The organism is Pseudoalteromonas piratica (assembly GCF_000788395.1).
Taxonomy (GTDB): domain Bacteria; phylum Pseudomonadota; class Gammaproteobacteria; order Enterobacterales; family Alteromonadaceae; genus Pseudoalteromonas; species Pseudoalteromonas piratica.
In genome coordinates, this window is sequence record NZ_CP009888.1 from 1,207,258 (window position 1) to 1,221,579 (window position 14,322).

Sequence of the window (14,322 nt, forward strand, 5' to 3'; positions counted from 1 at the left end):
ATGAATCAACATAATGATGCTTTTGAATGCTTTTTGGCTGATGAAAATGCCACAGTAGCGATAGGTAAAAAGTTATCTCAAGCCATCAATGAAGGTGCAGTAATTTTTCTACACGGTGATTTAGGCGCAGGAAAAACTACTTTAACTCGTGGTGTTGTGCAAGGTTTTGGTCATACTGGTAATGTTAAAAGTCCAACATATACACTGGTTGAACCCTACGAGCTAACTAATCAGCATGTGTACCATTTTGACTTATACCGTTTGGCTGACCCTGAAGAATTAGAATTTATGGGGATTCGAGATTATTTCGAAAATAATTCTGTTTGTCTTATTGAGTGGCCAGAAAAAGGTGCGGGAATGCTTGCACAAGCCGACCTAGAGATTACAATGGAATATATAGATAGTGCGCGTAAAGTGACCATTTCGGCGAATACCGACAATGGTCAAAAAATAATAAATAAGCTCAATAATGCCTAACAGTTGGATTAGAAAATACAATATATTCAGTTTAATTACTGTTTATTTACTGCTTGTAAGTACTAGCTTACATGCAGTAAATAAAATAGATAGTGTACGTGTATGGCCTTCACCTGAAAGCACACGTGTTGTTCTGGATATGAAAGAAAAACCAGAATATAGCTATTTTTTCTTGAAAAACCCATTACGTTTGGTGGTTGATATTAAATCGACGCCAGGACGAGACGCTACATTCCCAAAAATAGATAAAAAGCATCAGTTAGTTAAAAAAATTCGTTACAGTACACCGCGAAAAAAATCAGAAACTCGCTTAGTTTTTGAGCTGCTTTCACCGGTTAAGCCTGTGATTTTTTCACTGGCACCAACAGGTCCATATAGTGATCGCCTTGTATTTGATTTATATAGCAAAGAAAAACCAACATCACAGGCGGTAGTGAAAAATCGAGATATTAGCAGTGACCGAGACATAGTTATTGCGGTTGTAGCTGGGCATGGTGGAGAAGACCCTGGCTCTATTGGTCCATCAGGGACCTATGAGAAGACGATTACCTTGCAAATTGCAAAACGCTTGGCGGCTAAAATCAATGCTGAAAAAGGCATGAAAGCAGTGTTACCTCGCACAGGGGATTATTACGTTAAGTTAAATACCCGCACAGATCGCGCTCGTAACAAAAAAGCAGACTTTTTAATATCAATCCATGCCGATGCATTTACTTCACCACAACCTCGAGGGGGTTCAGTTTGGGTGTTGTCATTAAGGCGCGCCAACTCTGAAATTGGTAAATGGATTGAGAATCGAGAGCAACATTCAGAGCTTCTAGGTGGTGCTGCAGATGTATTAAAAGATACCCAGCAAGAACGCTACTTAGCGCAAGCGCTACTTGATATGTCAATGGATCACTCCATGAAAACGGGTTTTGAAGTGGCCGAAGACGTGATTGCAGAAATGCGAAAAGTGACTAGAATGCACAAAAAAGTGCCTCAGGCTGCAAGCTTAGCAGTATTAAAGTCGCCGGACATCCCTTCGATATTAGTGGAAACAGGGTTTATTTCAAACCCTGCTGAAGAGCGCTTGTTGAAAACAAAAGATCATCAAGAAAAACTAGCGAATGCGATTTTTAAGTCTGTGAAAGGTTATTTCAAAAATAATCCGCCTGAAGACTCTTATTTTGCAAAGTTGAAAAAAGACCAACCACGTTTTCATAAAGTTCGTTCAGGCGAGTCGCTAAGCTTGCTTGCCAGTCGTTATGGCGTGTCGATAAACTCGCTAAAAAAAGCGAATAAATTAAATTCGAATACGCTGTTTATCGGTCAAAATTTAACGATCCCCAGAAGCTAATACAGGCAAACCAGAACTTATTACTATGTCGATACAAATATTACCTGCGCGTCTTGCTAACCAAATAGCGGCTGGTGAAGTGGTGGAGCGTCCAGCTTCAGTTGTCAAAGAACTTGTTGAGAACAGCTTAGATGCTGGCGCAACACGAATTCAAATTGATATTGAGCGAGGTGGGCATAAGTTAATTCGTATTCGCGATAATGGTTTAGGGATCGAAAAAGAACAACTGACACTAGCTCTGTCGCGGCATGCTACAAGTAAAATAAAATCTCTTGATGACTTAGAGCAAATTATCTCTTTAGGTTTTCGAGGAGAGGCATTGGCATCGATTAGCTCTGTTTCTCGATTAACCCTTACTTCAAAACCTGAAAACCAATCTGAAGCTTGGCAAGCGTACGCGGAAGGACGTGATATGGCAGTGCAAATTAGCCCTGCATCGCACCCAAATGGCACTACAATTGAAGTTGTTGACCTATTTTTTAATACCCCCGCGCGACGCAAATTTTTACGAACTGAAAAAACAGAGTTCCATCATATTGATGAACTATTAAAGCGCATTGCACTTTCCCGTTTTGATGTCGCGATTACACTCAAACATAATGGTAAAGTTGTAAGGCAATATCGCTCGCAATTACAGCAAGAGAATTACGTAAAGCGAATTGCGCAGGTTGCTGGTAGGGTATTTGAACAACAAGCTGTATTTGTCAATTCGGGTGACGAAAGGCTCAGCCTGCATGGCTGGGTGCTACCGATGGGCAGTAAAACTGAACCTCAATATACCTACGTCAATGGTCGCATGATGCGTGATAAGCTAATTTTTCATGCAATTCGACAAACATTTGAAGAATATGCGCCAGGTTATGAAATCCCGGGCTTTGTGCTTTACCTAGACATTGAACCAAGACAGGTGGATGTAAATGTGCACCCTGCAAAACATGAAGTGCGTTTTCATCAGGGGCGCTTGGTGCATGATTTTATTGTACAGGCTGTGAGGCAAGCAATTAGCTTTGAGCAACCGTTGATAGAACCTGAATCAAACCACTTAGTCCAGGAAGAAATACAACACGAGTATCCAATACCACAAACTGAAAATGTATTTGAACAGGTCTCATCGGGGCAAGTGCGAGAATCAAGGGGATCCTTCTCAGGGGGCGGAGGGGCTTCTTCTTACCCAAAATCTTCATTAGATTATCAGTCACCTGTTTCAGATATTGCTAAACAGCATTCAGTGAATGCATTTTACCAAGGAATTGCCGATCAAAGTTTATCAGAGCCGAGTGAGAGGGTTGAGCATACATCCGCAACAGAAAATTCCCGTGCTGTATGTTGTGAGTTGTTGCCATTACGCCAAGGTAAAGCTTTGAGAACAGTCAATGGTGAACCACAGTTAATTGACTTAACTCCTGCATTGCCAACCTTATGGCAACAGCAAATTGAACAGTTTGGTCAGCTAGAAAGTAAAAATCTATTGCTGCCTGTTCGAATTAATTTGTCTAGTGACTTAATTGATAAAGTTAAATGCAGCCTTTCTTGGCTAGGGATTTTGGGCTTTGATATTGCAATTAACTCTCAGTTTTTATTGGTAAAAAAATTGCCAGAAGTACTGTATTCAGTCGATGTTAATCATATTTTAGATAATCTTGTAGAAAAGGTTTCCGCTACGAAAGCTGAAGATGAGGTCGGTTTTTGGTTGACTTGGTTACAGCAAATAGTTGAAGCCAAGACGTTAAATTACTCATTAACTAAACAATTAGTCGAGTTAGTAGTAAAAAAGCCTGAATTAATTGCCAGTTTTAAATCGAAAACTGTTAAAATTGACCTAGAAAACAGTCTTTTCGACTAATATAAAACAGTATATCTAGTCACTTTAGCGAACCGAGGAACAGCCTTGCAAGAATTGCCAATTATCTGCTTAATGGGTCCAACCGCATCAGGTAAGACTGATTTAGCTATTAAGCTATGTCAGCATTTAAACACAGAAATAATTAGTGTTGACTCGGCGCTGGTATACAAAGGAATGGATATTGGCTCGGCAAAGCCGAATGCTGAAGAGCTTGCACAGGCACCACATCGATTAATCGATTTAATCGATCCAGCTGATAGTTATTCTGCTGCTGACTTTCGTCGTGATGCGTTGGATAATATTGCCGAGTTACACAGCCAAGGAAAAATCCCTCTCTTGGTTGGCGGTACCATGATGTACTTTAAAGCGTTACTTGAAGGATTATCACCATTACCGAATGCTGATCAAACTGTGCGTGCGCAATTAGAAGTTGAAGCGCACGAAAAGGGGTGGCCTGCTATGCACAGAGAACTGAGTACAGTAGACCCTGTTGCAGCAAGCAAAATTAATGAAAATGATTCGCAAAGAATTAATCGCGCGTTAGAGGTTTTTCGTTTGACTGGCAAACCAATGAGTGAGTTGCAAAAGGTAAAGCCAGAACCCTTGCCATTTAATGTTTTACAATTCGCCATTGCGCCGCAGGAGCGTGCTACTTTACATCAACGAATTGAAAAAAGATTTAAAATAATGCTGGATATGGGGTTTGAAAAAGAAGTATTGACCTTATATAAAAGAAAAGACTTACACCCAGACTTACCTTCAATACGTTGTGTTGGCTATCGTCAGATGTGGGATTATTTGGCTGGTGAGTGTGATTATGATGAAATGATTTTTAAAGGCATTGCTGCGACGCGTCAGCTTGCCAAACGTCAGTTAACTTGGTTGCGTGGCTGGCAAAATATTACTTGGCTAGAATCAGGCGATGAAGAAAACTTGCAACGCGTGTTAAGTTCGCTAAGCTAGTAGAGTGGTGCAGTAAAAATAATTGAATTCGTTAGATTTATCGAATTTTATAAGAACACCTAGAACTAAGGAAAATAACAATGGCAAAAGGCCAATCATTACAAGACCCATTTTTAAACGCGTTACGTCGTGAACGTATTCCTGTTGCAATCTATTTAGTTAACGGTATTAAGCTTCAGGGTAAAATTCAGTCATTTGACCAGTTTGTGATCTTATTAGAAAACACAGTAAACCAAATGGTTTATAAACACGCTATTTCAACTGTTGTTCCTGCTCGTGCGGTTAACTTCCAAGCGACGCAAGGTTCAGAAGACGAGAGCGGTAACTACTAATTAATAGGAGTTTAATGCTTGTTTGACCGTTATGAAGCCGGTGAACAGGCAGTCTTAGTTCATATTGAATTTCCAAATGAAGGTGATCGAGAAGATCTACAAGAATTGGAAATGCTCGTTTCTTCAGCTGGTGTTAATGCATTGACGATTGTGCAAGGCAGTCGTCAATCACCGCATGCCAAGTTTTTTGTTGGTAGTGGTAAAGCAGAAGAAATTGCTGAGATTGTCAAAATCCATGATGCAGATGTAATCATCTTTAATCACGAATTATCCCCCTCACAAGAACGCAACTTAGAGGCGATATGTAAATGTCGTGTGCTTGATAGAACCAGTTTAATTCTTGATATTTTTGCACAAAGAGCGCGTACCCATGAAGGTAAGTTACAAGTAGAGCTTGCGCAATTGCGCCATATTTCTACTCGATTGATCCGGGGGTGGACGCACCTTGAAAGACAAAAAGGTGGTATTGGTTTACGTGGGCCGGGTGAAACCCAGCTTGAAACCGACCGCCGATTAATTCGTGGCAAAATAAAAAATATTCTAAAACGTTTAGAAAAAGTAGCAAAACAACGCGAACAAGGTCGTCGTGCACGAAACCGAAATGAAATTCCAACCGTATCATTAGTTGGTTACACCAATGCGGGGAAATCAACCTTGTTTAATCGCATTACCGACAGCGATGTGTATGCTGCTGATCAGTTGTTTGCAACGCTTGACCCTACGTTAAGAAAAATTGAAGTGCCAGATTTGGGTTCAACAATTCTTGCTGATACCGTGGGATTTATTAGGCATTTACCGCACGATTTAGTTGCTGCGTTTAAATCGACGTTAGCCGAGACACGCGAAGCTGATTTACAGCTCCATGTGGTTGATGTTGCAGATGCGAGGCGTCAGGAGAATATTGAGCAAGTACAAGATGTACTTAGAGAGATCGACGCGGATGACGTGCCGCAATTATTGGTTTACAACAAAATTGACTTAGTGGAAGAGATATCTCCACGCATTGACCGTAATGATGAAGGTCGTCCTATTCGTGTTTGGCTTTCAGCGCAAACAGGTGTTGGCTGCGAACTTTTGCTTCAGGCTATTGGCGAATGCCTTGCGGAACAAATGTTCGATGAAAATATGTGTATTCCACCAAAGCTTGGGCGCTTGCAAGGTGCTTTGTATCGTTTAAATGCGGTACAAAAAGAAAGTTTTGATGAACATGGAAATTGGTTGTTAGATGTAAGGTTGCCAATGTCTGACTGGCAGCGATTGAAAAAAGAGTTTGGTGAACAAATAACAGAATTAGTTGTTTAATCTAATAATATTTGTTTACCGTAAAAATTAGAAAATCCCCTAAGGTTTTGGTAAATTTACCAAAGTTTATTTTTAATTATTGATATTGGAGTGGCGCTATGGCCTGGAACGAGCCGGGTAACAATGGCAACGACAAAGACCCATGGAATAATAACAAGGGCGGTCGAGATCAGGGTCCACCTGATTTAGATGAAGTGTTTCGTAAATATGGTGACCGCTTCGGTGGCCTATTTGGCGGGAAAAAAGGATCAAGCAACGGTGGCTTAAGTGGCCCTGCACTGGTTTTTGTTTTAATTATTGCAGTGACAGTATGGGCTATTAGCGGCTTTTACACAGTGAAAGAAGCTGAGCGTGGTGTGGTATTACGCTTTGGTCAATTTCACGAAGTTGCCTTGCCAGGTCTACGTTGGAAAATGACATTTGTCGACCGTGTAATCCCAGTTGATGTGGAAGCTGTTCGCTCGCTTTCTGCTTCTGGTTTTATGCTAACAGAAGATGAAAACGTGGTTAGCGTAGAGTTTGTTGTTCAATACCGTGTTACTGATGCTTACTTGTATCGTTTTAGTGTCACTGACGCTGATCACAGCTTACAACAAGCACTTGATAGTGCGCTTCGTTATGTAGTTGGTCATGCAAAGATGGATGATGTACTTACCAAAGGCCGTGAGCAAGTACGTCAAGATACATGGCAAGAGCTTGAGAAAATTATCACGCCATACAATTTAGGTATTGTATTAACAGACGTTAACTTTAAAGATGCACGTCCACCTGCAGAGGTGAAAGACGCGTTTGATGATGCAATTGCTGCTCAAGAAGATGAAGAGCGCTTTATTCGTGAAGCTGAAGCATACCAACGTGAAATTGAACCGACAGCACGTGGTCGAGTTACACGTATGACGCAGGAAGCTGAAGCCTATAAAGAGCGAGTAACACTTGAAGCGCAAGGTGAAATTGCACGCTTCGAACGTTTGTTACCTGAATACCAGGCTGCAAAAGAAGTAACGCGTCAGCGTCTTTATATTGAAGCGATGGAAGAAGTACTAGGCAGTACCTCTAAAGTACTTGTTGATGTGAAAGGTGGTAATAATATGATGTATTTACCTCTTGATAAAATTATTCAACAATCGTCATCATTCAACTCACCTGCTAAACAACGAAATGATGTTGACAACCTAAGACAACAACTAGGTACAACACAAAACAGTCAGTTGAACTCTTCAAACGATCGTTATTCAAACGACCGTTATAACTCAGGGAGATACAATCAATGAAGAACTTTGGTTTAGTTATTGCCGTAATTATAGCAATGCTGTCGTTCTCAGCTGTGTTTGTTGTACCTGAAGGCCAAAAAGCCATTGTGTTAGAGTTCAGCAAAGTAAAGAAAGATGGTTCTGATAATGCAGTGGTTTATGAGCCAGGTTTGCAGTTCAAAGTGCCATTTATCTCACAGGTGCGTAAACTCGATTCTCGTATTCAAACACTTGACGGCTCTCCAGATCGCTTTGTAACAAGCGAAAAGAAAGACCTTATTGTTGACTCTTATGTTAAGTGGCGCGTAAAAGACTTTAGTAAGTTTTACCTACGTGCTCGTGGTGATAAGCAATACGCTGAAACACTGCTTAAACAAAAAGTAAATAACGGGTTAAGAACCAACTTTGGTTCGCGCACCATTCGTGAAATTGTATCTGGTGAACGTAGTGCATTGATGCAAGAGGCGTTATCGCAAGCGTCTGAAAGTGCTTCAGAGTTAGGTATCGAGGTACTGGATGTTCGCGTTAAGAAAATAAATTTACCCACAGAAGTAAGTAATTCTATTTTCCAACGTATGCGTGCTGAGCGCTCTGCTGTAGCTAAAGAGCATCGTTCAGAAGGTATGGAAAAAGCAGAAGAAATTCGCGCGGATGTGGATCGTCGTGTAACTGTTATGCTTGCGGATGCTGAGCGTAATGCACGAAGTGTACGTGGTGAAGGTGATGCACTAGCAGCTAAAATCTATGCTGATGCTTACAACAAAGATGCGGAATTCTATAGCTTCTTACGTAGCTTAGACGCCTACAAAGAAACATTTAAAAATAAAGAAGACGTGATGGTATTAAGCCCTGACAGCGACTTCTTTAAGTACATGAAGCAGACTGGTAAATAACTTGAGCTGTTGAATGATTAACTAAGCCCTGCAATTGCAGGGCTTTTTTGTGGAGTAAATCATGAATTTTGATGTGTTGTTTCTCGCAGTTGGATTGTTGTTAATCTTTGAAGGACTTGGGCCAGCATTATTTCCTCAGAAATGGCGTGAATATTTAAGCGAAATGGCACAATTACCCGATTCGCAATTACGGATTATTGGGATTGTGTTAATACTATCTGGTTGGCTGCTTTTTATGTGGCTAAAACCGTAAAATTTTCAAAAATAATTTGGTTATAAAAAATCAAAAATTTTTAGGCAATTATCTTAAAACCTCAGTACTTAGCATGCTTGTATATACCAATTTAATTGCAGTTATTTAGATAAAATGATGAAAAAAGCTGCTAAACGGGGTGATCTTTGCCCCTCTTTTTTGATAGAATCTGCGCCTAATTTTCTTTAAGTGAAGTTACAATGGGTAAAAACGTCGTTGTATTAGGCACCCAATGGGGTGACGAAGGTAAAGGTAAGGTTGTAGACTTACTAACAGATAAAGCGTCTTTAGTAGTACGCTATCAAGGTGGCCACAATGCAGGTCACACACTCGTTATTAATGGTGAAAAAACAGTTCTTCACCTTATCCCATCAGGTGTTTTACGTGACAATGTAAAATGTGTAATCGGTAATGGTGTGGTACTTGCACCAGATGCACTTATGCGTGAAATCGGCATGTTAGAAGAACGTGGTGTACCGGTTAAAGAGCGCTTGTTAATTTCTGAAGCGTGTCCACTAATTCTGCCATACCATGTTGCGTTAGATATGGCACGTGAGAAAGCACGTGGCGCTAAGGCTATTGGTACAACTGGTCGTGGTATCGGTCCAGCTTACGAAGACAAAGTTGCGCGTCGTGGTTTACGTGTTGGCGATTTGTTTAACCCAGAGTTATTCGCTGAAAAGCTAAAAGAAGTTGTTGAGTACCATAACTTCACACTTGTTAACTACTACAAAGTAGACGCTGTTGATTATCAAGAAACACTTGATGCTGCAATGGAAGTTGCTGAGACGCTTAAGTCTATGGTTGTTGACGTGACTGAGCTACTAGATCAAGCACGTACGAGCGGCGAGCACATCTTATTCGAAGGTGCACAAGGTACACTACTTGATATTGATCATGGTACATACCCTTATGTAACATCATCAAATACAACAGCGGGTGGCGTTGCAACAGGTGCTGGTTTTGGTCCGTTAAACCTAGACTATGTACTAGGTATTGTTAAAGCTTACACAACACGAGTTGGCTCTGGTCCATTCCCAACAGAACTTTACGACGGTCAAGACAAGCAAGACCCAGTAGGTAAGCACTTAGGTGACAAAGGTCATGAGTTTGGTGCGACAACTGGTCGTTTACGTCGTACTGGTTGGTTTGATGCTGTGGCTATGCGCCGTGCAATTCAAATCAACTCAATTACGGGTTTCTGTTTAACTAAACTTGACGTTTTAGATGGTTTAGAAACAATTAAAATCTGTACTGGATATAAGCAAGAAGATGGCACTGTTACAAACGTAACCCCACTAGCTGCTGAAGGTTACGAGAAAGTAACACCAGTATATGAAGAGATGCCAGGTTGGAGTGAAAATACTTTTGGTGTGACTACTTATGAAGGTTTACCAGAAGCTGCTCGTAACTACATCAAACGTCTTGAAGAAATTACAGGTGTACCAATTGATATTATTTCGACTGGTCCAGACCGCGTAGAAACAATGATTGTTCGAAACCCATTTGGTGAATAATCTTCGTTTTACAAAAAAAGCTGCATTAAGCAGCTTTTTTTATGCCTGTAATTTACAGATTGGTATATATTTTGTATCAATATTTACTAGCAAATATCGCCTTTACGACCCTTTAAATTGCTTGAGTAGAAATATGAGTTTATTTTTCAAAACACTTAGCCGAACAGTTATAACAACTTGCTTGTTGATAAATACCAGCGAGGTATTTGCTGAAACGTCAGATTTACAAGCTGTTCAGATATATAGCCAAGATGAATTGATTAAGCTGATTAATAAAAATGAGCATTTAACACGTGTAAAATTAGATGATTGCCAGCTTGTGCAAGATATTGAAGCTCGCGCTAGTAAAATGAAAATACCCGCTTATCAATTCTTATATGGTGATATGTTGGCGTATGCAGTGTGTGTTGAGCGCGATGTTGATTTGGGTGTGTATTATATGCGTGAAGCCGCTGATCAAGGATTAGCAGCAGCATTAGAGCAACTTGGGCGTTACTATCAAATTGGCCAACTAGTTCAACGAGATTTGGATAAGGCAATTGTTTATTTACGGGAAGCAGCATCATTGGGTAATCTCAATGCCCAAATTAGGTTGGTAGACATTTTCAACGCAGGTCTAGGAAGCCCAAGAGATTTTGAAGACGCTTATCGCTGGCTTAATAGCGCGTTGATTTATGATAAACAGCAGCACAAAGAAGTGGAGAAAAAACTGGCTTTACTCGCCGAGAAGATGCCACCGAGTGTACTGGCCAGAGCAAAAAAATAAGTTAGGCTTGAGCAAATTGAGCTTTGTTTGGTAGCCAGCGAGTAATGATTTTTTCAGCAAGTTCTTGATGATCTGATATAAACCGTTTAGCAACAGGCCTAACTTGCGTAACGACTGCTTTATCCCTCACTAAATCAGCAATTTTAAACTCAGCTAACCCTGTTTGTTTGGTCCCTAACACTTCGCCAGGGCCACGTATCTCTAAGTCGCGTTCAGCAATTACAAACCCATCATTACTGTCGCGCAGTACACCGAGTCGTTTTTGTCCTGTTGTTGACAGTGGTGGGTGATAGAGTAAAACACAATGAGATGCCACAGCACCACGGCCAACGCGACCTCTAAGTTGGTGCAATTGAGCAAGACCTAAACGTTCTGGATTTTCAATGATGATTAAGCTCGCATTGGGTACGTCTACCCCAACTTCAATTACAGTTGTGGCAACCAGTACATCAATTTTTCCCGCTTTGAACTCAGCCATAATGAATTGTTTTTCAGCGGGCTTCATACGGCCATGTACTAGCTCGATTGACACATCAGGGAGCAAACTGGCGAGTTCTTTCGCTGTATCTTCAGCTGCTTGGCATTGCAATGCCTCCGACTCTTCAATCAGTGTACACACCCAATAAACTTGGCGTTTATCCTGTATTACTGATTGTTCTACTCGATTGATTATATCTTGGCGGCGCGTATCTGGGATAGCAACCGTGGTTATCGGTGTTCTGCCAGGTGGCAATTCATCAATAATCGATGTTTCTAAATCGGCATAAGCTGTCATGGCAAGTGTACGAGGAATAGGCGTAGCTGTCATTACTAACTGATGTGGGTAGCAATTCCCATTTTTACCTTTTTCGCGCAGCTCTAGGCGCTGATGAACGCCAAATCGATGTTGTTCATCAATAATGATTAGGGCCAAATTATTGAAGGTTACTTGTTCTTGAAAAAGGGCATGGGTACCCACCACCATTTGCGCTTCACCCGAAGCAATTTGCGCGAGCGCTAAAGTGCGTTCTTTCCCTTTTGTTTTACCTGCAAGCCACGCTGTGGTAATGCCTAAGGGCTCAAACCATGAACGGAATGCATTCGCATGTTGCTCAGCTAATATTTCCGTAGGCGCCATCAAGGCAACTTGATAGCCTTGGCTAATAGCTGCAAGTGCTGACATGGCGGCAACCAGTGTTTTACCTGATCCTACATCGCCTTGTACAAGTCGCATCATAGGGTAGGGTTTAGTGAGATCTTGCTTTATTTCAGCCACTACGCGTTGTTGAGCATTGGTGGGTGAAAAGGGTAGCTGCGCAAGTAGCTGGGGCTCAAGCTCATTGGTTGGTAACAGAGTAACGGCTTGATGAACTTGCCCCTTAGCACGAAGTTTTAATAAACTTAAATTCTGAGCAAGAATTTCCTCAAACGCCAGACGTTGTTGTGCGGGGTGAAGCCCCTGTTCAAGCAGTAGCGTACTTTCTTCTGGACTTGGTTTGTGTAATGTAAGTAATGCTTGTTTTAAACTATAGCCCTGCGGCTGATATTGCCTTGGAAGCAACTCTTCAATATCGTAGCGCTCAAGCAAATCAACGGCTTGTACACATAATTTACGCAACGAAAGCTGCTTTAAACCTTCCGTAGTTGGGTAGACAGGTGTGAGTGACTCTTCCATTTCAGTCACCCCGCTATTACTGATAATCTTGTATTCTGGGTGAGCCATTTCAAAGCCGTTTCGGCCGCGACGGATCTCCCCAAAACATCGTATTTTACTGCCAACTGCAAGGTTATTTTTTTGTGCTGCGGTAAAAGTGAAAAAACGCAGTGTTAATCGGCCTGTACCATCATTTACTTGGCAATTAAGCATGCGTCTTTTACCCATGCTAATACTGGTATTTTCGATGACAGCTTCGATACTTACATGATAATGTGCTTGCAGTTCGCATATTGGATAGATACGCGTGCGATCTTCATAACGAAGGGGTAAATGAAAGAGTAGATCTTGAACGGTATTAATATGCAGTTTTGCTAAACGTTCTGCTATTTTAGGCCCAGCACCTTTAAGTTCAGTCACTGGGTAAGAGGCAAGATCAATTGCCATAACCATTCCTTTCTATTTACCTTGCTTGGTTTTTAACAGGTTAAATATAAAGTTGCAATAGATAACTGTAAAAATAACCAGTATTTAAGCTTGTTTAGTAAAGCGCAGCGTATTCCAAAAGGTGTCATCAGCAACGATTTCGCCTTCGTCATCTAGCGCAGGATAAGCTAGCCCTTTTTGGCGACATTGCTTAGCGATAATTGGATGGCAACCTTCAAACAACATGGTGTGTTTAGTGTCTTTATCAAGATCGTCATTTGGCTCATACATATTGGCGTTGTGACGTTGACGTTGTACTTCATACAGAATTAGTGCCGCAGCAACGGATACATTGAGAGATTGCACCATGCCTTCCATTGGAATAATAATATGCTGATCAGCATGTGCCAATGCTTTATCAGAGATGCCATCACGTTCTTGTCCGACGATAATCGCAGTTGGTTTGGTGTAATCTATTTCACGAAAATCAACGGCGCTATCAGATAGATTTGTTGCCAGAATTTGAACTCCAGGGATTTGCTCACGAATGGTATTAACGGCTTCATCAATATCATTATGCATATGAGTTTCTACCCAGTTTTTACTACCGCCAGAGGTATTATTCGTTAAGCGGCGTTGTTCTTTTGGCCAAACAGCATGAATATGATGGCAACCTACTGCGTCAGCAGTACGCACAATAGCTGATAAATTATGGTGTTTATGCACTTCATCTAAACAGACCGTAAGGTCGAGTTGTCGTTTATCAAGTACAGTTTTTACGCGTTTAAATCGGTTATCAGCCATGGGTAGTCTCCGGAAAATTCGCGGCGATTATACCTAGCTGAGATGGCTCCCGCAATGATTGTGCTTATGGAGTCACATCGCGATTTATTGGGTTTTGTAATGAGATCAGCGTTTCTGTGGATTGAATAGCGTCAATTGTTTGAATTTTATTAATTAGTACATCTTGGAGATGGTCGATGGAACGGGTGACGACTTTGATGAAAATACTGTAATTACCGGTTGTATAGTATGCTTCAACCACTTCCTCTAGCGCTTGTAAACGCTTGATGCTGTCTGGATAATCTTTTGCATTTTTTAAGTTGATGCCAATAAAGCAGCACACATCATAGCCAAGTTTTTTTTCATTAATCGACACTTTTGTGCCAGTAATAATATTAGCTTGCTTCATTTTTTCAACGCGCACATGGATGGTGCCTGCACTGACATCAAATTTTTTAGCCAACTCAGCATAAGGTACACGTGCATTATCCATTAAGGCATGCAGAATTGATTTATCGAGCTTATCCATTTTGTACTGCGTCATG

General features: G+C 41.1%; 14 protein-coding genes. 11 read left to right on the top strand and 3 right to left on the bottom strand.

From position 1 onward, the window contains the following. The 11 genes from tsaE (at position 1) to OM33_RS05495 (ending at position 10,935) form a co-directional block, all read left to right on the top strand. Positions 1-477, top strand: a complete 477-nt coding sequence (gene tsaE, locus OM33_RS05445; protein ID WP_038639706.1) for a tRNA (adenosine(37)-N6)-threonylcarbamoyltransferase complex ATPase subunit type 1 TsaE — start codon at positions 1-3, stop codon at positions 475-477. Continuing rightward, positions 470-1,816: an N-acetylmuramoyl-L-alanine amidase gene (locus OM33_RS05450; protein WP_052140910.1), complete on the top strand. Its 1,347-nt coding sequence runs from the start codon at positions 470-472 to the stop codon at positions 1,814-1,816. The genes tsaE and OM33_RS05450 overlap by 8 nt, the downstream gene beginning before the upstream one ends. 25 nt (positions 1,817-1,841) lie before the next feature. Then, positions 1,842-3,659 carry a DNA mismatch repair endonuclease MutL gene (gene mutL, locus OM33_RS05455; RefSeq protein WP_038639709.1) on the top strand — a complete coding sequence of 606 codons (1,818 nt, stop codon included), beginning with the start codon at positions 1,842-1,844 and terminating at the stop codon, positions 3,657-3,659. Positions 3,660-3,704: 45 nt separating this feature from the next. Next, on the top strand, positions 3,705-4,622 hold the full coding sequence (miaA, locus tag OM33_RS05460; RefSeq protein WP_081991015.1) for a tRNA (adenosine(37)-N6)-dimethylallyltransferase MiaA: 918 nt from the start codon (positions 3,705-3,707) through the stop codon (positions 4,620-4,622). A gap of 80 nt (positions 4,623-4,702) precedes the next feature. Further along, a complete protein-coding gene (gene hfq / locus OM33_RS05465) occupies positions 4,703-4,954 on the top strand; it encodes an RNA chaperone Hfq (RefSeq protein ID WP_038639716.1) in 252 nt (83 codons plus the stop codon). Between the two features lie 18 nt (positions 4,955-4,972). Then, positions 4,973-6,256 carry a ribosome rescue GTPase HflX gene (hflX, locus tag OM33_RS05470; RefSeq protein WP_038639719.1) on the top strand — a complete coding sequence of 428 codons (1,284 nt, stop codon included), beginning with the start codon at positions 4,973-4,975 and terminating at the stop codon, positions 6,254-6,256. A gap of 98 nt (positions 6,257-6,354) precedes the next feature. Further along, on the top strand, positions 6,355-7,527 hold the full coding sequence (gene hflK, locus OM33_RS05475) for an FtsH protease activity modulator HflK (protein WP_038639722.1): 1,173 nt from the start codon (positions 6,355-6,357) through the stop codon (positions 7,525-7,527). Next, a complete protein-coding gene (hflC, locus tag OM33_RS05480; protein WP_038639725.1) occupies positions 7,524-8,399 on the top strand; it encodes a protease modulator HflC in 876 nt (291 codons plus the stop codon). The genes hflK and hflC overlap by 4 nt, the downstream gene beginning before the upstream one ends. A gap of 61 nt (positions 8,400-8,460) precedes the next feature. Beyond that, on the top strand, positions 8,461-8,652 hold the full coding sequence (locus tag OM33_RS05485; RefSeq protein WP_038639728.1) for a DUF2065 domain-containing protein: 192 nt from the start codon (positions 8,461-8,463) through the stop codon (positions 8,650-8,652). 200 nt (positions 8,653-8,852) lie between these two features. Beyond that, entirely contained in the window at positions 8,853-10,169 is a 1,317-nt protein-coding gene (locus OM33_RS05490) for an adenylosuccinate synthase (protein WP_038639730.1), read from the top strand. A 133-nt stretch (positions 10,170-10,302) separates the two neighbouring features. Next, complete coding sequence (locus tag OM33_RS05495; RefSeq protein ID WP_038643058.1) at positions 10,303-10,935, top strand: tetratricopeptide repeat protein; 633 nt, start codon at positions 10,303-10,305, stop codon at positions 10,933-10,935. Position 10,936: 1 nt separating this feature from the next. Here the strand turns inward: OM33_RS05495 and recG are convergent, their stop codons facing one another. The 3 genes from recG to asnC form a co-directional block, all read right to left on the bottom strand. Further along, a complete protein-coding gene (gene recG / locus OM33_RS05500; RefSeq protein ID WP_038639733.1) occupies positions 10,937-13,015 on the bottom strand; it encodes an ATP-dependent DNA helicase RecG in 2,079 nt (692 codons plus the stop codon). Between the two features lie 84 nt (positions 13,016-13,099). After that, entirely contained in the window at positions 13,100-13,798 is a 699-nt protein-coding gene (gene trmH, locus OM33_RS05505) for a tRNA (guanosine(18)-2'-O)-methyltransferase TrmH (RefSeq protein WP_038639736.1), read from the bottom strand. A gap of 64 nt (positions 13,799-13,862) precedes the next feature. Then, on the bottom strand, positions 13,863-14,321 hold the full coding sequence (gene asnC / locus OM33_RS05510) for a transcriptional regulator AsnC (RefSeq protein WP_038639739.1): 459 nt from the start codon (positions 14,319-14,321) through the stop codon (positions 13,863-13,865). Position 14,322: the final 1 nt, after the last annotated feature.